21 protein-coding genes and 3 pseudogenes are annotated in these 19,866 nt (G+C 62.2%); 12 read left to right on the forward strand and 12 right to left on the reverse strand.

Annotation, left to right across the window (positions count from 1 at the left end; translation table 11 throughout):
• Positions 1-42 precede the first annotated feature (42 nt).
• Together BB934_RS39660 and BB934_RS39665 are read right to left on the reverse strand one after the other, a co-directional pair.
• Positions 43-696, reverse strand: a pseudogene (locus BB934_RS39660) (alpha,alpha-trehalose-phosphate synthase (UDP-forming)); the annotation flags it as partial.
• Between the two features lie 247 nt (positions 697-943).
• Positions 944-1,183 (reverse strand): hypothetical protein, encoded by a 240-nt coding sequence (locus BB934_RS39665; protein ID WP_099515154.1) that lies wholly within the window; start codon positions 1,181-1,183, stop codon positions 944-946.
• Between the two features lie 188 nt (positions 1,184-1,371).
• Between BB934_RS39665 and BB934_RS51300 the strand changes: the two are divergent.
• Positions 1,372-1,503: pseudogene (locus tag BB934_RS51300) on the forward strand (helix-turn-helix domain-containing protein); the annotation flags it as partial.
• 134 nt (positions 1,504-1,637) lie between these two features.
• On the forward strand, positions 1,638-2,381 hold the full coding sequence (locus tag BB934_RS39675; protein ID WP_237050034.1) for an IS630 family transposase: 744 nt from the start codon (positions 1,638-1,640) through the stop codon (positions 2,379-2,381).
• 398 nt (positions 2,382-2,779) lie between these two features.
• Here the strand turns inward: BB934_RS39675 and BB934_RS39685 are convergent, their stop codons facing one another.
• From BB934_RS39685 to BB934_RS39695, 3 genes are all read right to left on the reverse strand, one after another.
• Positions 2,780-3,034: a hypothetical protein gene (locus tag BB934_RS39685; RefSeq protein ID WP_099515155.1), complete on the reverse strand. Its 255-nt coding sequence runs from the start codon at positions 3,032-3,034 to the stop codon at positions 2,780-2,782.
• Positions 3,035-3,043: 9 nt separating this feature from the next.
• Positions 3,044-3,271 carry a hypothetical protein gene (locus tag BB934_RS39690; protein WP_237050750.1) on the reverse strand — a complete coding sequence of 76 codons (228 nt, stop codon included), beginning with the start codon at positions 3,269-3,271 and terminating at the stop codon, positions 3,044-3,046.
• A 346-nt stretch (positions 3,272-3,617) separates the two neighbouring features.
• Positions 3,618-4,973 carry an IS701 family transposase gene (locus BB934_RS39695; protein ID WP_099515649.1) on the reverse strand — a complete coding sequence of 452 codons (1,356 nt, stop codon included), beginning with the start codon at positions 4,971-4,973 and terminating at the stop codon, positions 3,618-3,620.
• Positions 4,974-5,018: 45 nt separating this feature from the next.
• Between BB934_RS39695 and BB934_RS39700 the strand changes: the two genes are divergently transcribed.
• From BB934_RS39700 to BB934_RS39710, 4 genes are all read left to right on the forward strand, one after another.
• The gene (locus BB934_RS39700) at positions 5,019-5,678 is read left to right on the forward strand and encodes a DUF7986 domain-containing protein (protein WP_099510067.1); all 660 of its coding nucleotides are present in this window, start codon (positions 5,019-5,021) and stop codon (positions 5,676-5,678) included.
• Positions 5,679-5,928: 250 nt separating this feature from the next.
• Entirely contained in the window at positions 5,929-6,312 is a 384-nt protein-coding gene (locus BB934_RS39705; protein ID WP_157934612.1) for a hypothetical protein, read from the forward strand.
• Between the two features lie 470 nt (positions 6,313-6,782).
• Positions 6,783-6,968 (forward strand): hypothetical protein, encoded by a 186-nt coding sequence (locus tag BB934_RS47990; RefSeq protein WP_157934015.1) that lies wholly within the window; start codon positions 6,783-6,785, stop codon positions 6,966-6,968.
• 216 nt (positions 6,969-7,184) lie between these two features.
• Positions 7,185-7,523 (forward strand): Crp/Fnr family transcriptional regulator, encoded by a 339-nt coding sequence (locus tag BB934_RS39710; RefSeq protein WP_210422133.1) that lies wholly within the window; start codon positions 7,185-7,187, stop codon positions 7,521-7,523.
• A gap of 291 nt (positions 7,524-7,814) precedes the next feature.
• Here the strand turns inward: BB934_RS39710 and BB934_RS39720 are convergent, their stop codons facing one another.
• Entirely contained in the window at positions 7,815-8,342 is a 528-nt protein-coding gene (locus BB934_RS39720) for a response regulator (RefSeq protein WP_099508433.1), read from the reverse strand.
• 310 nt (positions 8,343-8,652) lie between these two features.
• Between BB934_RS39720 and BB934_RS39725 the strand changes: the two genes are divergently transcribed.
• Complete coding sequence (locus tag BB934_RS39725) at positions 8,653-9,198, forward strand: GAF domain-containing protein (protein ID WP_099515157.1); 546 nt, start codon at positions 8,653-8,655, stop codon at positions 9,196-9,198.
• 292 nt (positions 9,199-9,490) lie between these two features.
• A complete protein-coding gene (locus BB934_RS39730; RefSeq protein ID WP_335645682.1) occupies positions 9,491-10,180 on the forward strand; it encodes a recombinase family protein in 690 nt (229 codons plus the stop codon).
• Here BB934_RS39730 and BB934_RS39735 read toward each other — a convergent pair.
• Positions 10,156-11,297, reverse strand: a protein-coding gene (locus BB934_RS39735) for an IS3 family transposase (RefSeq protein WP_418294697.1) whose coding sequence is annotated in 2 segments (ribosomal slippage) — positions 10,156-11,039 and positions 11,039-11,297 — 1,143 coding nt in all. Because the reading frame shifts where the segments join, the coding sequence is not laid out codon by codon here. The two genes, BB934_RS39730 and BB934_RS39735, sit on opposite strands and share 25 nt — an antisense overlap.
• Positions 11,298-11,859: 562 nt before the next feature.
• Here BB934_RS39735 and BB934_RS39745 point away from each other — a divergent pair.
• Both BB934_RS39745 and BB934_RS39750 read left to right on the forward strand, forming a co-directional pair.
• Entirely contained in the window at positions 11,860-12,540 is a 681-nt protein-coding gene (locus tag BB934_RS39745; protein WP_099515158.1) for a sensor histidine kinase, read from the forward strand.
• Between the two features lie 107 nt (positions 12,541-12,647).
• Positions 12,648-13,497, forward strand: a pseudogene (locus BB934_RS39750) (IS110 family RNA-guided transposase).
• A gap of 1,177 nt (positions 13,498-14,674) precedes the next feature.
• On the opposite strand, the gene BB934_RS39760 reads toward BB934_RS39750, so the two are convergent.
• Positions 14,675-15,235, reverse strand: coding sequence for a hypothetical protein (locus BB934_RS39760; protein WP_157934613.1), 561 nt, complete (start codon positions 15,233-15,235; stop codon positions 14,675-14,677).
• 114 nt (positions 15,236-15,349) lie between these two features.
• Positions 15,350-15,640 carry a hypothetical protein gene (locus BB934_RS39765; protein WP_099515161.1) on the reverse strand — a complete coding sequence of 97 codons (291 nt, stop codon included), beginning with the start codon at positions 15,638-15,640 and terminating at the stop codon, positions 15,350-15,352.
• Positions 15,641-15,927: 287 nt separating this feature from the next.
• On the opposite strand from BB934_RS39765, the gene BB934_RS39770 reads away from it, so the two are divergent.
• On the forward strand, positions 15,928-16,419 hold the full coding sequence (locus tag BB934_RS39770; RefSeq protein WP_099515162.1) for a YsnF/AvaK domain-containing protein: 492 nt from the start codon (positions 15,928-15,930) through the stop codon (positions 16,417-16,419).
• A 372-nt stretch (positions 16,420-16,791) separates the two neighbouring features.
• On the opposite strand, the gene BB934_RS39780 is transcribed toward BB934_RS39770, so the two are convergent.
• The 3 genes from BB934_RS39780 to BB934_RS49860 all read right to left on the reverse strand — a co-directional run bounded on the left by BB934_RS39780 (position 16,792) and on the right by BB934_RS49860 (position 19,694).
• Complete coding sequence (locus BB934_RS39780; protein ID WP_099515164.1) at positions 16,792-17,238, reverse strand: DUF6789 family protein; 447 nt, start codon at positions 17,236-17,238, stop codon at positions 16,792-16,794.
• A 598-nt stretch (positions 17,239-17,836) separates the two neighbouring features.
• A complete protein-coding gene (locus BB934_RS39785; RefSeq protein ID WP_099509475.1) occupies positions 17,837-18,904 on the reverse strand; it encodes an IS110 family RNA-guided transposase in 1,068 nt (355 codons plus the stop codon).
• A 262-nt stretch (positions 18,905-19,166) separates the two neighbouring features.
• Entirely contained in the window at positions 19,167-19,694 is a 528-nt protein-coding gene (locus BB934_RS49860) for a hypothetical protein (RefSeq protein WP_237050752.1), read from the reverse strand.
• On the opposite strand from BB934_RS49860, the gene BB934_RS51305 reads away from it, so the two are divergent.
• On the forward strand, positions 19,575-19,826 hold the full coding sequence (locus BB934_RS51305) for a helix-turn-helix domain-containing protein (protein ID WP_418294838.1): 252 nt from the start codon (positions 19,575-19,577) through the stop codon (positions 19,824-19,826). The two genes, BB934_RS49860 and BB934_RS51305, sit on opposite strands and share 120 nt — an antisense overlap.
• The last annotated feature ends 40 nt before the right edge of the window (positions 19,827-19,866 follow it).

Genomic DNA, 19,866 nt, shown 5'->3' on the forward strand with positions numbered 1-19,866 from the left:
GGTTGCGTTGCAACAGATCCGACGGTGCTCTTTGTTCAGCCCTTAGTGATCATCATTCTCTTTTTTCGCCAGCCCCGTTCTGCTGCGGGCTCTGCTTGCCTTGTTGGCGGCCAGATCCTTGATAAATGCCGCCGCCCACCGTGAGACATCGGAATTCCAAAGAATCTTCAGCATCGCCTGCCAGCGAGCGATCCGCTCCTCTTGGCTCATGTGCAGCGCGTGCTGAATCGCCTCCGCGACTTCGACCTTGTCGTTCGGGTTGACGATGAGTGCATCGGTGAACTCCTCAGCAGCCCCGGCAAATTTCGACAGAATGAGAACACCGGGGTCCTGCGGGTCCTGAGCCGCCACGTATTCTTTGGCCACGAGATTCATCCCATCCCGCATGGGGGTCACGAGCCCGACCCGGGCCAGCCGATAAAGGCGAGCAAGGACCGCGCGAGAATAGGTGCTGGTCACATAGTGGATCGGCACCCAGCCAGGCTCTCCCAAGGAGCCGTTGATCCGCCCCAGCGTCTCATTCACGTCTCGGCTGAGGGTTGCGTACTCGGGCACTTCGCTGCGGCTTGTTGGGGCGATCTGCAGATAGGTCACCCGTCCCCGCTGATCCGGATGGCTGACCAGAAAGCGCTCGAAAGCCTCCATCCGCTCAGGAATGCCTTTTGAGTAATCCAGCCGGTCAACCCCGAGGACCACGGCTAAGCCTCCTGCAGCGGCTTTTCCGGTAGCGTCCGGGATAGCCACGCGGTTGGAGATGACAACGAGCCGTCGCAAAGCATCTTCCCTCTTGTCACATGGTGAAGGGTAGCCCAAGGACAAACACCGTGGCAAATACCGCGCACTGGGGCTTAGTCAGATCAAGCAGGGAGAGGCCATTGTGGGCCGCGACGCGGCGGGCCAAGCCATTGCTCAAGATCCCGCGCTTCGAGGGGTGCCTCTCCGCTTATCCGGTGACGTCGGTCTCCGGCCGATCCTTTCCCTGAGAGACTTCTTCGTGCCAGTCACCCGCTTCGTCCTGGTACTCGATGTCTTCAGTCGCGCCCGGCAGCCTCTGTTCGGCGGCAGCTCGCTCCGCTGCCTCGCGTGCTTCCTCATGGGTGGCGTAGCGTTCCGAGAAAACATCCCCGGCTTTGTAGGCCCATCCGTCTTCGTGCTCGACGATCCTGTAATGAACATTGACCATAGCTATTCTCCTGGGGGCCTCAATGCGGGCGAACAACCTGCGAGGAGAGGCAGTTCCGGATCTAAGCAGGTTTCAGCGGGGTGGCCAACGGATGCTGTCTGTGATTCCATCTCATAGTTTGGTTCGGGATGCGGATCATGGCGGGCAAATCCCCTGTTGTCGCAAGCGCCGCGCAGCGGCGTGAGCTCATGGCTCTCAGCCACTCGCGCGATCGGGGCGAGGCGGATCGGGCGCGGGCGCTCCTGCTGACCCTGGCGGGCTGGACGAGCCCGCGGATCGCCGAGGCCTTCGGCGTGCGCGAGGATACCGTGCGGCTCTGGCGCAGCGCTTTCATGACGGGTGGGGTCGACGCGCTGCGGCGATCCGTTGCCCCGGGACCGGCACCGGTCAAGGCCGAGCGGGCGCTCGCGGTGGCCGAGGCGGTTCTGGCGGGATCGGTCGCAAATCGCCCCAATTGGACCTTGCCGCGGCTGGCCGACGAGATCGAGAAGCGCTCCGGCGTGCGCATCTCGCGCTCACGGCTCTCGGTCGTGTTGCGCCAAAAGGGGATTTCCGCTGGCGCCGGCCGCGCCATACCCTGAAGGGCCGCCAGGATGCAGACGCCGTGGACCGCGCTGGCCTGCGCCGCAAGCTCCTGAAGGCGCAGGCCGAGGCGGGCGATATCGTGCTCTTGTTCGGGGATGAATCCGAAGCGCTCACCCACCCCTATCTCGCCCATGCTTGGGCCAAGAAGGGCGCGGATCTGCGCATTCCAGCGCCCGGCCAAGCCGCCAAGGTGGCGATGCTCGGTCTGCTCGACTGGGCCCCGCGGGACCTGATCGTGCGCACCAGCCGGAGCAAGCGCAGTGCCGATTTCATCGCGCTGCTGGACCAGATCGACACGCAGTATGGCCCAACGTCCGCTCGTGCGACGAAGCCGATCGTGCTCGTCCTCGATAATGGCCCGATCCACACCAGCAAGGCGACGCGCGCCGCCCTCGCCGAGCGGGCGCCCTGGCTCACGGTCGAATGGCTGCCAAAGTACGCTCCCGAACTCAACGCCATCGAAGAGCTCTGGCGCGATCTGAAGCAGCATCATCTTGCTCACCAGACTTTCGCGGGTCCAGAGACCCTCGATGATGCCATCCACGAGGCGGTCGCGATGCTCAATTGCGAGCGAAGTCGCCATCCGTTGGCCAACCACCGAATCGCTGCTTAGGCGCTGGGGCGCTCTGGACCCCAGGCAAACACCTCATCGCCATTGTGATCCAGGATCCGCATGGCATCCGGCGTCTGCGGCATATCCAACGTCTCAAAGAGGGACAGGGCTCTCACTTTGGCGTCCTCCAGATCCGTTGCGTCATGTTCAACCCGATCCAGGGTCACAGGAGCTTCGCCTGTGTCTCGAAACCGAAAAACTCGATGATAAACACTATAGAGGCTCTGTCTCGCACAGAGCCGCGACATCAGCATTGTTTCGCGCGAGACGTGCCTGCAGCTCGCCTACACCATTTGCATGAGCACCGACACAAGCCAGCAGACGTGTTGGTGCTCATGGTCGCTCCTGAGAGAGTTCAGTTGACGATGCCGGTGTCCGCAAAGGTGGTTGATGCCGCCTCAGGCTGGCGGCGTCTCCTGGTGGGCTGCCGTCAATTCTCGAGGATCGACCCTGACCGCCTGGACCGAGCCGTGGTTCCCTTCGATGAGGGGCAGGTAGATGGTGGTCGCAACGCGCCGGTAGGCGAGGAACGACAGACCCTCAATCAGTTCCTCGTCAATGTCGACAGTATATGTGCCGGCGGGTTGTACCTTGTCCACGGCCGTCAGTGAGAAGGGGTGATCGAAGGTCATAGTCTCTCGTGTTGTGCGCATGAGCTGCTCCTAAGCGGCGATCTTGTCGGCGCAATCTTTGGCCACCTGGCTGTTGCCTTCCATGGTGCCGGGCATTGTCGCCCACCCGTTCTTCATCACGAGGTCGCCCCTGTTCCAGGGCGAGGCGGTCTTGATGGCAGCAACACGCTCGGCAAGCTGTGGATCACGCTTCGATTGATCAACGCAGATCAGGGATAAAGCCGTGACTACCTCGGCTTTCGACTGATCGGCGGCCATTGTGCGAGCCGTGCCGCTGGTGACCCAACCGCCCCAGGAGAACCCGATGACGGCAAGCGCGACAGCGCCACAGGCGGCGCCTTAGAGGCCAGGCTTCAGCCATTCAGGGGTTTGCATGATGTTTCCCTTGGGATAGCGGAAGAAAGTTTTGTATCCTCAAAGTCAACGTAACACAGATAAACAGATTACCTAAGTTCTATATTTAGATTAGGCGCTGTTTTATTCAGGTAGCGAGTTCCCATATTCTTATAATAGATTTAATGTAACTTCTGCCTGCAGGATCAGGTCAGCGCTGCTCAGGCAGTGCAACTTGGTTTGCCTCAGGCCTGAGCTCGACTTTGGCCATTTATGCTGGATAGCAGAGTGTCGCCGTCAATCGCTTCAGAACATCGATTTGGCCTTTTGTCATGTTGGCGGGCCGGCGTGACGCATCAGAAACTGCGGCGGCCCAGAGCGAGCGTCGGACGGCCGCCAGAGCATCGCTGAAGGTGATGGTGCGCTTATTGTACCAAGCGGCACACTGCGGGCGAGCCAAGCGCCGAATGGCGGGGTCAGCGGTCCAGAGACTGACCAGCGAGAACAGCCCCAGCAGGGCTGGTGTCGTGCGGGCGATCGCCTTGTCCGACCATTGGCGTTGCGTCTCCATCCCCAGGTGTCTGCGAGCCTCGGCAAAGGTCACCTCGGTGCTCCAGCGCCGCACGAACCAGCGCACGATCTCAAGAGGATCGGCTTGCAGGTCCGTACACAGAAACGCCTGTGGCTTGAGGAGGCCGGCCACGTCCCGCACCAGAACATAGCGGATCGGCACGTGCTTGCCGGGATGGTGCCAGATCGCCGTGCCCGAGATGAACTCAATCAGGCGTTCGCCACCGCCGTACCAGCCGTCGACCCAAACCTGCCGCCACGCCGTCTTGGGATGGGCCAGGCGTTCGGCCAGGCTCGGAAGACGTTGACCAACAACGCGAGGGCGTCCTCGGGTTCCGGGCCGACGGCGCGGAGCCGGCGTGAACAGGCGCGCATCCAGGCGCAGGCGCGTGATCATGCACAGGCGATGCCGAACCGCGTTCAGCAGCTCAATCGCCGCGTAGCTCTGATCAGCCACTGCCACGAGGCGCCGGTCCGGCAGCCAGCGGGCGACCTGGAGAAGGGCTTGTCGGGCCCAGTCCGTGAGCGCCTTGTGACGCTGGCGATGCTCACGCGAGAAGCGCTCGGAGGGCGCCAGCACCGTCAGGAAGGGCAAGGCCCACACGCGACCGGCCCACGGGATGGGAGCGAGCATCATGATGGACAGCCAGCGCAATCCCGAGGCTTTGACGAAGTGGCCATGGGAGGAGCGGACCGGATCCCGGTAGATGCCACGGGCCCTGATCCGGGCACCCCAGCGACGCTCAAGGGTGTCATCCAGGCCAATCACCACTGGCCCGGTCGGCACAAAAGCTGCCACCAGCAGGCCGAGCAGACGGCGCGCCACCTCGCGGCTGGACCACTGGTTGCGGTTGAGCACACGGTGATAGTTCGTGAAGCTGCGGGTGCGGGCGAGGCCAACAACGGTGAGCATGGCCGTGACGGTGCGACGGCCCGGGGTGAGAAGAGCCCCCAGGACGAGCACAAGGGCATGGCGGAAGGTTGGTCCGGTCAGGCCGGACCGGAACGGAGCCAGCCAGGTGGACAGGAGGTCAGGAACATGGGGCTGGACGGGCATGGCCACGATCTCCCACAATCAGGCTCAAGAGCCTGGGAGGTCGCCATGGCCGAAATGGGTCGGACCGAGATCCTGACGCGCTATCGTCATCTCCGCGCGATCAGCACCCACCATCACAACGAGGCTCTTCGCTGCGTACCGGATTCGGCCCTGATGGAGCAGGCGCGCCGGCTGGGGCTCACGGCTGGCAAGATGCTGGTGGCCGAGAGCCTGGACGAGGTGACGTTGGCCTACGACCTGGCTCTCTACACCGCCCCGCCGGGCCGCTCGCGCGGGATGGACCGCTATACCCGCAACGCTGTCGTGGTGCCCGGCTCGGATGAGGACGTGATGCTGCAGGCTCTGCTGCGGGCCCGCTTCTCGGTCTGGCGGGTTGAGCGTCGCCACGAGACGGCCGGCTTGGTGGTGCTGGATCTCATGCGCCAGGAAGAGGTTTGGCTGGTCGATGAGCATCTGGAGCAGACGGCTCATCCTGGCACATCGCTGGCGATGCGGCTGAGTACTCCGGAGGCCTTTGCGATGACGTGTGGGGTTGTCGTGCCGGTGGATGTGGAGATGATGGAGGAGGTGTTCGACACCATGCTGGAGCGCGTGCATGGCGATGCCGACGCAATTGCCAATGATCGCCGGTTTGCTACCGCAATCTATCGGATTGCCGTAATGGACGCGCTCATGAGCCTTGTGAGATTTGCCGATCCGGACTGACCCGCAGGTGGCCTACTGGCCCGCGAAATTGGCCAAAGTCGAGCTGAGAGTCTGACTCAAAATGCAGCTATCCGCTGCATCCGAGGTGTTTTCCTGGCGCTCCCCACACGTGAAACGGTGAAAATCAGTCCCGGTTGGACCTGATTGAGCTTCCTTTTCCTGCCAGGATGCAGCCACAGGATGCGTTCCAAGAGTTTTCAGTCAGCCTCTGAGGCGTTCCTTGGAGAAGTTCCGCATTGAGGAGGTTGCCATGACATTCCTGGTCCAGTTCAAGAGGTTTCGACGCGGTGTTCCCGAGATCATCGGAACACTGCCTATTGCCGCTGCTGACGGTGCCGCGGCTTTGGCATTCGCCAGGCGCCTTGCCGGGATGAGATACTGGCCAACCCGCACCGATGCTCTGCGCGTGATGGACGACGCTGGTCGTACGATGCTCGACTGGGCGGTGCCAGCAGCAACCGCACAGCCAGTCACCTACAAACGTGCACGTCAACCGGGTGCTCCAGGATGTTCGGAGTGCAGGCTTAATCGCTCTGCACGGCAAACCCTGAGGGTGCTGAACTGGAAGGGGCTGACGACGGTGGGCGAGTTCGATCCGACCTACCTGCACCTGGTCAAGCACGAGGCCCTCTGATCGGGATCAAGGGGTTCACCGGAAACACGCGGGTCATCTCGACGATGCTTGGCCAGGCTGCGTTGCGACCCATCCATGAACGGCCTTCCGCGACCATGGCGCTGTGTGGTCATCCATGGCCCCGCTCGCAATCAGGGTTGAAGAGCCTACATAAAGGTCATCGGCAGCCAAGCGTTCAGGCTGTTGCCGACTGAGAGATGCGAGTGCTCCCGCCTTTAGGCAAAGGAGCACCCCATGCCTCGCTGCTTCTTTGACTCGCATGACAGCGAGACGCCCTCGGAGGATCACACGGGATCGAATGCGATGGGGGTCGAGGCGGCCCGCGTCGAGGCCCAGAGCACCTTGGCGGCCTAGGCTGCACCAAGAGCGGCCTGCGCCACGGAGCCGGTTTTCCAGCATCCCTGCGCGGCGGCAGCGGGTGACCTTCTGACTTGTAGCCCGCGGGCCTCTCGCGGTTGGAGGACGAACCCATGAAGAAACCAAACGATGCCGCTCAGGCTATCCTTGATGGGATTGCCGCCAGAGCGGCGGCTCACAAGGTGAGACCTGCCGAAGCCCGAGCTGAACTCAAAGAGTGCCGCTTCTGCGGCAAACTCTACCTTGAGCCTTGTGACAACCGCGAAAAATCCCTGGCATGTGGCAACACCAAACTCTGACTGAGTGCGGCCCGGTCCAGTAGAATCCTGCCCTTGTGCAATGTAAGATGACTTTCAACCTGGTGCCACAAACAGGTCTGCACCTGAAGGTGCTGGACAGCAGCGTCAGTACCCTCACCCAATGCCGGGTGGGGTTCATTACCCATGAGGACCTGCACGACCTCTGCGAGCGCCATCCACGCCTCGCCGCAGCCTTCTGGCGCGAGACCCTCATCGATGGATGCATCGATCTTTCCGGAACGAGTGATGAATATCGGACGCCGCGAAGCCTACCAGCGCATAGCGCATGTGCTGTGCGGGGTGCTGGTGCGCCTCAGAGCCGTTGGTCTGGCAGAGGACTATAGCTGTGCCCTGCCCATCATCCAAGGCGAGTTCGCGGATGCAATGGGTATCACGCCGGTGCACGTCAACCGGGTTCTCCAGCAGATGCGGGCTGACGGTCTGATCGAGTTGAGCGGCGACCGGCTGACCGTTCCTGAATCGGACAAGTCGAAGGAAGTGGGCGCGTTCACCCCGCGCTACCTGCACCTTGAGAGCAATCAGACTGCCGCATGACCTTCACCCTTCAGCCCATGCGTGTTGCCACTGGCAGCGATGAAGAGGGCATGCTGGTCCTCGATGGCAAGCAACGGCTGGTGGCGGTACTGACCCACCTTGGCCAGCGGCATGACAGCATATTAGGTCACTTGTATCTGAAAGCAGGCTATGGTCGGCTGGATGGTCCCAACCACCCCACCTTTTGCCACGCTGGACGCAGCCCAGGACTGGATCGGCCAGCGCCTCGCCCATTGAGCCTGATCGCGCTAATCTTCACTTTCCTGTTCGGGAATCCGCACCGACAAAGGTTTATTCTTCCGGCCCGGGGAGGGGCTGTGCGAGGCCGCCCACAGCACCAATGCCGCTGTGCATCCGTCTGATCTTTATGGCCGTCGGGAGAACCGGAGAACCTTGCTCAACCGTGACCGTATCGAGCGGGACCATGGCAGGCTTTGCCGTCTCGCCTAGCATCTCCTGCACCATGGTGATCAGAGCAGAAGGCGCATAGGGCTTGGGCAGGAACCGCTTGCCCTTCGGGAGGTCTCCCACACCGGGCCGGGCCAGTCCTGATGTGACAATGACCTTGATCCCCGGGAACCGCATGTCCACGATGCGAGCCAGCGCAAAGCCGTTCAGCGACCCCGGCATGTTGACATCCGTGAAGACCAGGCGCACGTCGTGCCGGCTTTCGAGCATGATCAGGGCCTCGTCCGCGTTGACAGCTTCAATGACCCTGTAGCCCGCGTCGTCGGTCAGGATGTCCCCTGCAAGCATTCGTAGCAATGTTTCATCCTCAACGACGAGGATGACGGGAGGCCTGTTCTCGGTGGTGTTCATGAAATGCGCCCATTTTCTCTCTGCACTCAGTCAAGAGTGCTGGGGCGCTCGGGCTGTGTGGCGTCATGCCAAAGCCTGCCGGGAGAATCCGGCGACTGAAAACACTGTATAGCCTCAAACTCAGAAAGGATACAGCGCCAGGACACCATTATCTGCGCCGTGTTCCCACTCGGGTTGAAAGGCTTGTAGCAATGAGAGCGGGATAAAACGCCAGTCTTCTGGTCTGATTACATCCTGGCTTAACGCAGGTCCTCGGAACATACCTCTATACGGCAAAGTTAAATCGCAGGTCTTAGTCAAGAAGGGCACCATGCCAGATCGCGAACAGATAATTAAGCGGCAGAAGGTGCTCGCCGACTTCGGTGAGTTCGCCCTGCGCAACGAGGATCTCGACGAGATTTTGACGGAAGCCTGCCGCCTTGTTGGCGATGCCCTTGGGACGGATCTCGCGAAAGTTCTGGAAATCGAGCAGAATGGAAGGTCCGTGTTCATGCGGGCAGGGGTCGGCTGGAAGCCGGGATATGTCGGAAAAGTGCACTTGCCCATGAACGAGCGGTCCTCCGAGACCTACTCGATCAAGGTTGCCAAGCCGGTCGTCACGAACGACATCGACAAGGAAGACCGCTTCGAGTTGCCGGCCTTCCTGAAGGAACACGGGGCCGTTGCCATCGTCAACGTGCCGATCTTCCTGCCCGGCGGAAAGCCCTACGGACTGCTCCAGGTGGACAGCCGCGAACCGCGCGAGTTCGGGGAGGAGGACATCGCGTTCCTGCGAACCTACGCCACGATCCTGGGGCCGGTGATTGACCGATTGCACAAGGCCTATAGCCTGAAGGAAGCCCTTGAGATGGTCTAATCACAAATGACAAATTCTGCCTGAGCCGCTTCGGGCAGCTTAAGCTGAACTGGTGGCGATTGCCATTGCGCTTGCGCCAGCCGGAGCTAGGGCGTTGCCCTGTGTCGCAGAGCATATCTGCAGCAGGAGGCAACGATGCGGGATTGGCGGGTGCGTCGCGTGTTGCAGCCCCACTCGGACGGACAGCGGCACTGGGATCGGACTTATCAGCAGCTGTTGGCCTGGACCCACGCCGGACCACGATGCGCCGCGCTCCCGGCCGACCCCGCGCCTCCCGCACAGGAGGTGAAGGATGAGGATCGGGATCTATGCACGGGTGTCCACTCAGCGCCAGGCCCAGGCGGATGGCCTCGCCCAGCAATTGGAGCGTCTGCAGGCGCATGCATACCAGCAAGGATGGGCCGTCGCGCCCGAGAACGTCTTCCGTGATGACGGCTACAGTGGCGCCACGCTCAAGCGGCCCGGGCTGGAGCGGCTGCGCGACCGCGTGGCCATGCGGGAGTTGGATGGCATTCTGATCACCGCTCCCGACCGGCTCGCCCGCAACTATGTGCATCAGGTGTTGCTGCTCGAGGAGATCACGGCCACTGGATGCCAGGTCCACTTCCTCGACCGGCCGATGAGCCAGGATCCCCACGACCAGCTTCTGCTGCAAATCCGTGGGGCCGTGGCCGAATACGAGCGCAGCCTGATTGCCGAGCGGATGCGGCGCGGCCGGCTGCGCAAGCTGCAGGCCGGCGTCCTGTTGCCGTGGATCCGGGTGCCGTATGGCTATCGCGTCGATCCGGATCGCCCGCGCGATCCCGCCGGCGTGCGTCAGGACGAAGCCGAGGCCGCTGTGGTGGCCGAGATGTTCACCTGGTATGCTGATGAGGGTCGCAGCCTGTATGGCTTGGCCAACAAGCTGCATCAGGACGCGGTGGATTTGCTTCGGTTTAGTGGAGAGCGGTTTGGTAGCTATCCGGCCAGCCTTTCGAACTGAGCCGGACTGACATAGTCCAGTGTCGAATGACGCCGGACGGGATTGTAGAAGCCATCGATGTAACGACCGATCGCCTTCCTGGCCTCGGCTCTCGTCTGGAAGACGGTGCGCCAGACCAGCTCGGACTTCAAGGTCTTGAAGAAAGTCTCGACCACGGCATTGTCGAAACAATTGCCTGTCCCGGACATTGAGATCCGGATGCCGTGCTTCCGCAACTCGGCCTGATACTCGATCGAACAATATTGACTGCCGCGGTCCGCGTGATGGGTCAGCCCCTCACCGGGTCTTCGGATCGCCAGAGCCTTGCGCAGCGCCTCGAGCGCCAGTTCCTTGTGCAGCCGGTCGCTCACCGCCCAGCCAACCACCCGGCGCGCGAAGAGATCCAGGACCACGGCCAGGTAGAGCCAGCCCTCGCTCGTCCACACGTACGAGATATCCGCGTTCCATTTCTGGTTCGGGCGCTCGGCCGAGAAGTCCTGCTCGAGCAGGTTGGGAGCAATAGGAAAGGCGTGGTGGCTGTCGGTGGTGCGCTTGAAGCGACGTTTCTGCCGGGCCTTGAGCCCATTCTCGCGCATCAGTCGGGCCGTCCGACGGCGCCCGATCGGCAGGCCCTGATCCTGGAGTTCGCGCGTCATCCGTGGGCTGCCATAGGTGCCATTCGATTCTCGAAAGGCGGATCGGACATGGGCGAGCAGCACCAGATCGTCGCGCTGACGCTGGCAGGCCGGACGACTTCGCCAGGCAAAGTAGCCGCTCTGGCTCACCTCAAGAACCTGGCACAGGCGCTGGATGGGGAATTCCGCTTTCGCCGCATCGATGAACGTGAACCTCATCGACTTCCCTCCTTGACGAAAAAAGCGGTGGCCTTCTTGAGGATGTCGCGCTCTTGCCGCAGCACCTCGTTCTCGCGACGGAGGCGCTTGAGCTCGTCCATGACATCCTCATTGGGCGGCGGGGCCGACGAAGGCCGCATATCCTGGTGCTCCGCCATCCAGCGCGCGAGCGTCGAACGGTTCACCCCAAGATCGTCGGCGATCGCGCGTTGCGAGCGCCCACTCGTCAAAACGAGGCGGACGGCCTCATCCTGAAACTCTCTCTTAAAACGGGTCTTCGGCATGGAGATCCTCCTGCTTCATCAGAAGCTCTCCATTTTTTCGAAGCAAGACCACTGTCGGCCCTCCACTCTTACCGAGAGACGAAGTGCCGCTCGCGCTTTATTCCGGCCGAGCCGATTGAGAGCTTGGTCTGGGAGGATCTATGCCGTTTGCTGACCCATCCGGAGGCCATCGGCTATGCGTTGGAGCGGGCGCATGGCGGCCATTGGCTGCCTCAGGATCTGCAAGCCCGGCGCGATGCCTTGAAGCGGGGGCAAGTCCGTGTGGAGCAGCAGATCGAGCGACTGACTGAGGCTTATTTGAGCGAGGTTGTGAGCCTGGAGGAATATCGCCGTCGCCGTCACGACCTGGAACAGAAGGCGCACAGCCTTGGGGCCCAGAGGCAGCAGCTGGAGGCGCAGGTCGACCGTCAGGGCGAGATCGCACGGGTGAGCCTGACCATCGACGAGTTCTGCCGTAGGGTGCAGAAAGGGCTCGAGCAGGCAACCTGGGAGCAGAAACGGCAGCTCATCGAGTGGCTGGTGGTGCGGGTGATCGTCACCGACGGAGAGGTCGAGATCCGCTATGCCATTCCAACCAGCTCAAATGGCGAAGCTACCCGCTTTTGTCATTTGCATTCAGACTATCGAAGCCAACCAGCATCTGCTCAAGGAGCTGCAACATCGGGTCAAGAACCATATCAGCATCGTCACCAGCCTCGTGAGAATGCGTGCCAGGGACGTCACTTCGGAAGAGGCCCGCCGGGAATTGACCACGGTCGGCGAACGGATCGAGGTGCTTCGCCTGGTCAACGAGCTGCTTTATGTCGCCGGCACGACCGATCTTCTCCGACTGCGTCCGTATGTGATGCAGCTTGTCGAGAGCCTGTGCCATCTGGATGAAGGCCAGTTCGGCAAGGTGCGGCTGGAGTTTGCCATCGAGGAGGTGGACCTCGCCCCTGAGATTGCGGTGCCGCTCGGTCTCATCCTGAACGAGTTCGTCACCAACAGCCTGAAATATGCCTTCGATGGCCAGAGCGGGCAGGGAGGTGTCATTTCCGTGAGGGTCGAGGTGCTGGAGGACAACGGAATCCGCGTTCGCATGTCCGACAATGGCAAGGGGCTGCCCGCCGAACCACGTCCCGCACGGCCCGGCTCGGGCACTGGAATGAAGCTGATCGAGGCGTTCGCACGCCAGCTTGACGCTAAGCTGGACTGGTCGTCATCGCAAGGAACAGCCCTCTGCCTCGAATTCAGCCGCCGCTGACATTTGGATCTGCCAATTCCATAAATGATGGAGTGGACGGCGCCTGCTCCCGGCAGCGCCCTATGAGGTAGGGTGATTGCTTCAGCGCCAGACAGGGAGCCGCTCCGATGCATGTCACGACTGTTGGTCTCGATCTCGCCAAGCACGTCTTCCAGGTCCACGGTATTGACCAGGATGGACAGGTACTGATCCGCCGTCAGCTCCGCCGAGGCGAGCTCATCGGCTTCTTCCGGCGCTTGCCGCCTTGCCTGATTGGCATGGAGGCATGTTCCACCGCCCACTTCTGGGCGCGAGAGCTGGCGGCCCTCGGGCACGAAGTTCGGCTCATGCCCGCAGCCTACGTGAAGCCCTACATTAAACGCGGCAAAAGCGACGCGCTTGATGCTGCGGGTATTTGCGAGGCCGTGACCCGCCCAACCATGCGCTATGTGGCCATCAAAAGCCCAGAGCAGCAGGCCGTGCTGATGCTCCACCGTACTCGCGAGCTGCGCGCAACTTGAGGAGGCCCATGTCCGGATCCATGACGTCGAGCAGGAGATCCTGATCTGGCATCGCACGAATGAGGTGAGCCAGCGCCTCGAGACGATCCCCGGCGTCGGCATCATCACGGCCAGCGCGCTTGCGGCCACCATCACTGATCCGAACTCTTTCCGCTCGGGCCGGCACTTGGCAGCCTGGATCGGGCTGGTGCCACGACAGAGCGGGACAGGCGGCAAGGTGCGGCTGGGGCACATCTCCAAACAAGGAGATCGATATCTGCGCCGGCTTCTCGTGCTCGGGGCCACGACACTCTTGCGGCATGCCCGCGGCAAAGCTTCAGTGTCTGCGGGATGGATCAACGCGCTCCTAGCCCGTCGCCCAGCCGGCATCGTCAAGATTGCAATCGCCAACAAATTGGCCCGGGTCGCTTGGGCCGTTTTGCAGGGTAACCAGGGGTATCGGGCTCCAACCGCATAAGCTGCTGCGGGAGCCGGATGAGAGGTTTGCAAGGTTGGTGGAGGTGGTGATGGTGTGATGACGGACCGGTCGAGCCGGGGATCAGACAAACCCGTGATAAGCCGTTGCGCTCTGACGCAGCATAAATGTTGGGGATCTGATCCGCGAACTTCATCAAGGCCCGCGGTCAGGTAGGCCGCATCACAAGGCCGGACACATGGCTGCCCACGACCAGACCGTCAAAACACCAAAATCCCCTTGCCACGCAGGCGCCGTCCACACAGGTCTTATCGGAATTACGCCGATGTCCTACGTGGACAGCTCTGACGTGATCGAATTTCTCGATGGGTTGATCGGACTAGATTCTTGGCTCAGAGGTTTTGACCGGTTGGGATGGGCGTAGCACGGGCAGATGTTCTGGAGCCACCAGCACCGCGATGCTGCGCGCCATCCCGGGCTTGCGCCAGATCAGCCCAGCACATTGAGCTGGGCCAGCGATGACCTCGTGTCCGCAAGCGGTATGCTCAAACCCCGTCACCGCCTCCTAAGGAGGCTCCGCCGACGGGGCCAGCTTTCTGATATGTCGCGGGAGCCAATTGGGTTATAGTTTGTTCAGAAAGCGCCTAATCCTGGGTCAAAATTGGAAGTGGGAGTTTCACAATGCAGGTACCAGCATCAGTAAAGCCCGCAATATGGGGCGCAATCGGCGGCGCGGTCGCTGCAATGATAATTGGCTTCGTTTGGGGGGGCTGGGTAACGGGAGGAACAGCCGGACAAATGGCGTCGGCCAGCGCCCAGGATGCTTCAGTCCTAGCACTTACGCCACTCTGCGTTGCAAAGGGGGAGCAGCAACCGGAACAGCTTGTGCTCTTGAAGAAAGAGAGCACCTGGAGTCGTGACGCCTTTGTCACCAAGGCCGGCTGGGTCGCTAACGTGAACGAAAAATATCGATCTGCCGTCGCAAGCGCGTGCGCAACGGCACTCGTGGAAGCCATGGATGCGAAGCCTGCTGGCTGATAGCATCACCTTATCTAGAAATGGACGAGGGTGCCCGGAGGGGCATAACTTCCCCAGGCACCCTCGAACGCGCACAGAACAGGGGCGAACGCCGCCCCTCGTTCAGATCGGCACCGATTTCTCTCAGAGCACGCGCGAGCCTCTCAGGTCGATCAGAGCCTGGGTCTCTCGGGCTGCCCGCTCAGGGCCTCCGACTTGGAGCGACGAACGGATTAGTCTCCGGCCCCTCCCGCGAATTCTTGTCGAAGCATATCTCAAGTCGCTCAAGCGCTTGCGCGCTCTTGTCCAACGGCACGCGAAGTGCGGCGCCCTCTGCCTGCACCTCCAGGGCATTCGCTGTTCGGAGCTTGGCATTAAACGAACTCTCCGCGAGGGCGATCGTGACGCCCTTCGTTTCCGCCAGCGCTTTGACTTCCACGGATTGACCGGCCGCCGCCAAGCGAACTGGATAGGCACTGCCACGCTCAAGCTTCCACTTGGACGAGTCGAGCAGCAGCAGCAAGCCGCTTTCGGCACGCACGAAGCTTACCGCGAGATCGCCCGCCGTTCTCGACATTGAGCAGCTATCGAACTTTCCAGCCTTGTAGGTTGTCGCGATTTCCCAAGGACCAATCGCAACGGTCTGCTCCGTCGGCTGAGCGAATGCTGATGACGTCACAAGAATAGAGCAAACAAAGACTGCATTCGTATTCACCACGCTCCTCCGCCCGCTGCGCGCCCCTGCCAACCGGTTGAAACCCAATCGGATCCGATCGCCTGCCGTATCCCTGCCCTGGGTGTAACACCTATCCAGTATTAGTCGTGTTACACAAGCCATGGCAGACCACCTGATCTCGGTCGCGCGGTGGAACGCGGCCTACTTGCGTTTGTCGTTGTCGAACACCTTGGGATGGCTCGTGGGCGTTCCGGAAGTGGCCGAGGGGCCGGTCGTGCCGGCGGTTGTCGCCCGTGACCGGCCGCGCATGAAGTACCAGACAAGCCCGGCAATGATCACCAGACCGATGATGATCCAGAGCCAGGACGCGCCGCTGCCGTCATCCGCGGGTGCAGCAGGTGAGCCGGACGTGGCAGGCGGCGTGGCTTGGGCGAGGGCCTCGCTTGCCGTGCCGAGCGTCACGATCGTAAAAGCGTAGAGCCTGTCGAACATCGTGTCTCCCTTTCGCCCACTAGGGCTGCGGATCAACGTTGGCCAGACGCCTGCGTTCCTGCTCTGTCGGCAGTCGACCGTCGGGTGTGAAATGATCGACAGCAGTTGCTGCCGTGGCATGCCAGTCTGTTGCTCCAGCTCGTCGATAGTGTCCGACCCGAGAGCGTGAGATGTTTGATGCCGGACGTTGCCTTGGCTTGGCCCCTGGGGTCGATCGTGCTCACACCGGTCCGCCGGGGAACTCCCATGCTCAGGGCCCGTTGCCCTCGGTTCACCTGAGAGTAGCGATGAGCGAACCAACATCACCCTCCGGGATGCACACGGCCGACGAGGAGCACGTTCCCGTTCTCGATGACTCATTGAGGAGCGGGGCACGCGCTGTTTCCGAGGAGGTCATCCCTCTCGTTGAGGAAACCGCAATTGTCGGAAAGCGGGAGGTCATAACCGGCCGCGTGCGCGTGCAGACGGTCACCGACGTCATCGAGGAACTCGCCCGTGCCGACGTGCAGCGGGAAACCGTCGATGTCACGCGCGTGCCTATCGACAGGATCGTCGAGACCGCCCCTGAGATCAGAACTGAAGGCGATGTGACGATCGTGCCGGCTCTCGAGGAGGTGCTCGTGGTCGAGAAGCGCCTTGTGCTCAAGGAGGAAGTGCACATCCGGCGTCGCGTCGAATCAGAGGCCGTCGAGGTGCCGGTTACCCTGCGCAAGCAGCGCGCCATCGTGGAGCGGCTTGTTCCCGATGCGCCAAAGCCTGACGGAGATACAAGTTCATGAGCTCCGGAACGATGATGCGTTCGTCAAGCCGAAGTCCCGTGACGACCTTCTTCCAACGCCACACCAATGCAGAGGATGCCATCGGCCGCCTCCCAGCGGCTGGCATCACGCAAGATTGCATCCGCCTCACTGCGGGAGATGGCGAGTGCGGCCTCCGACCCGCCGGAGGCACGGGCCCGCTGCCTTTCCCCGAGGCGAGCGCCAGGCTGTAGGAATCCTTGCGCCACCTGTCCCGAGATGAGATACAATCGGAGCATGTTGTGTTTGAGGGATCCCGGTCTCCCAGTAGCGTTTGGTTGTCGACATTCGGGACGCACGATGTTGCCGTGGAACTCGCGTGGTGCGACAAACCCGCTCTGGGCCGGGACGATCTCACCGGTCGGTCAGTGTTGCGCCTCTGGTTGGGACTTGACGCTCTCTCCTGTCCAGCAATGTCCCATAAAGGGACCCGAGCACGGCTCCGAAGAGAAGATGGAGCAGGACGGGTTCGAGGCTGGGCTGGGGGAGAGCAATCGGATCGGCGGCCCACGTCACGAAGAGCATCAGGAGCCAAGCGAGCATGCCGAATGTCACGCCCTTGAACCAGAAGGGCGAGGGCAGGACCGGGCTCACCACCGCAAAAACTGGCCCCCACAGGAATGTGCCCACGGCGAAATGCACCACCCAACCGAGCCCGGGCGGCGAGAGCATGATCCCGCTTGCGACGCGGACCGGATCGGGCGCCGGGAGGACGCCAATCAAGCTGCCGAGGAAAAGGGTGGCTGAGACCACCGCTGCGGCGACGAGCCCTGCGATGATGCCCTTGCCGATGTTGATCATGGAGCCTCCACATGGGCCGTTCACCGCGGTTCAACAGCCGAAGGGCCGGGATGTTTCCCGTCACACACGCGGTTCACCTGAGCATAAGGCAGCAGGGCGACGTAGACGGCCGGCCCCTTTCATGTTCATGCACGATCAGGACGGGCGGACCTTAAGTTGTCGGTCGACCGCGCGCTGGAGACTGACGTGGCCTTGTGCCTGCCCGAGTTCAGCTTGGCGCTTCCCAGCTCAGAAGCTTTGAGCCCGACCGATGGGTCAGGAAAATTGAGAACTCTGATGTTCGTTGTCAATGAGCTTGGACGTGGGTGTGCGATCCCAGGGCAGAAGCCGGGCGCGGCAGGATGGAGCGATTGCGCAGGGCCGGCGGCAGAGCCGTCAAGACGACGGTTGAGCAAACTCTGATGCGCGGGTTGATCACCGCATTTCCGTGTGTTCGTCCGGGGCTGCCTCGATCTGTCAGCGGGCGTCGATGACACATCATCGGCCACACAATTCTCGCGAGGGTTCCCCTCCGAGGCCCTGCCGCCGGCGCTGGGCAACCGCAGATGTCAGTCCAAACTGAGGAGGTCCTCCGCAATGACCGTGAGCTCGTTCGGCTTTATGCGGCCGAGCGCGGCTCGATCTCGCGCCCGATCGCCCACAGGAAGGCCGCCATCAGCCGGCGATACCGCGCGCACAGCCGCACCTGCGCCTTCCAGGCAATGGCCCGCACGATCGCTGGCAAGCCCTCCTGGCGCTCCTGCAGCACGCGGCTCATCCGGGCCGGAAAGCGATAGGTCCAGGCGCCCTCGATCAGCACCCGGCGAACCCGTGGGTTGCCCGCCTTGGTGATGCTGCCGCGCCGCACCCGCTCGCCGGTCGAGCTCTCGCACGGCACCAGACCGAGATAGGCCATCAGCTGGCGCGGGCTCTCGAAGCGGCGTACATCGCCGATCTCGGCTACAAAGGTCACCGCGGTCAGAAGCGCCACCCCACGCAGGGCCTGATAAGCCTCGACCACGGGCGCCATCGACCAGGTCTTGACCACCTCAGCGACTTGCTGGTTCAGGCGCTCCAATCGCGCCTCGGCATCCTCGATCGCCTGCCGGTACTCGCGTAGGACGAGATACTGGGCCGGATGCTCGAAGATGAGTTCGGATAGCCAGCGCGCATGCGCTCGGGTCCAGGGCTTGTGGCCGGAGAAGATCCGTCCATGGCGCAACAGAAACGATTGCAGGTGCTGGCGCTTCTCGCGCAGGTCCGCCATGGCCGCTTCGCGCGCCCGCACCAGCTCGCGCACGGCCTCATGGCCTGGATCCGGCACCCAGATGGCGGTCAGCTCCCCGGCCCGATGCAGCCGGGCCAGGGTCAGGGCATCGCGGCGGTTGGTCTTGACGCGCTCGCCCGGGCGCTTGGGGATCAGCGAAGGCGCAATGACCGCACACTCATGTCCCAGAGCACTGATCTGCCGCTGCAGGCCATAGCCGGTCGGGCCGGCCTCGTAGCAGAACAGCAACTCGCGATGCTTGCCACTGAGCTTACTGACGAGGCGCCGCACTGCCTCGGGCGTGTTGTCGATCTCGCCCAGAAAACGGACTTCACCCTGACGGCCGTCTTCAGCCACGGCGACCGCGATCTTCAGTTTGGACGTATCCAGACCGACAAACACTTTGCTATTCTGCTGCATGGCTCGTCCCCTGTGCGGGAGGCTCGGCGCCGGCCCATCCGGCGCAACCCTCGCTCATCGCATAGTGTGGACGAGCCACCTCCGCCGGCAACGAACATACGGTCTGCCACGCTCGTTCGCGTGAACCAGCCCCGATCCATCGCGTTATCCGCGAAACCGAAGCTCACCTCGAACGGCTGCCGTGAATATGCAGGGGCATTCCCGGTCCGACACCACGGAGCACGGCAGGAACTGCATCCTTGCCGCTCTCCCGCCAGATGTTTTATCCGCGATGACCGAGCACGCGAGCATCGTCTCCCTGGCCCGTGGCCGCGTCCTGCAGGAGGCGGGCGAGCCGGTGCGGGAAGCATTGTTCCCGCACGGCAGCGTCATCGGGCTCATCTCTCCGATGGAGGACGGCCGTGCCGTCGAAACCGCAGCCATTGGGTCTGAAGGATACCTTGGCTTTTGGGCTGTGCTTGGGGATGACGATCGAGCGTTGTGCCGCGCCGTCGTTCAAGTTCCAGGAACGGCAACACGCCTCTCGCTCGACAGCCTTCTGGCGATCAGCCGAGCGTACCGTCCACTGAACGACCTGCTTCTGCGTTTCAGCAAGGTGCTTCTCAAGCAATCGATCCAGTCGGCCGCGTGCACTGGTCTCCATAGGCTCGAGGCCCGCTGTGCCCGCTGCCTGCTCCATGCGCATGACCGGGCCGGGCGTGGAGACGCTGTTCAGGTTTCCCAAGCAAGTCTGGCAGTCGTACTCGGTGTGCGGCGACAAACCTTGAGTGCCGTGACCAAGTCGTTTCAAGCACGCGGCATCGTCCAGGTGGAGCCGGGATGCATCAGGGTGCTCGATCGAGCTGGTCTCGAAGCTGTGTCATGTGAATGTTATGGCGTCTTAAGCGAGGCTTACCGGACCATCTTGCCTGCCGTACATTAGGAACGCCCGGCAGGGCCACTCCTTCAGCATCAATCAGCAC

This window comes from Microvirga ossetica, assembly GCF_002741015.1.
In the GTDB taxonomy this organism is placed as follows: Bacteria; Pseudomonadota; Alphaproteobacteria; order Rhizobiales; family Beijerinckiaceae; genus Microvirga; species Microvirga ossetica.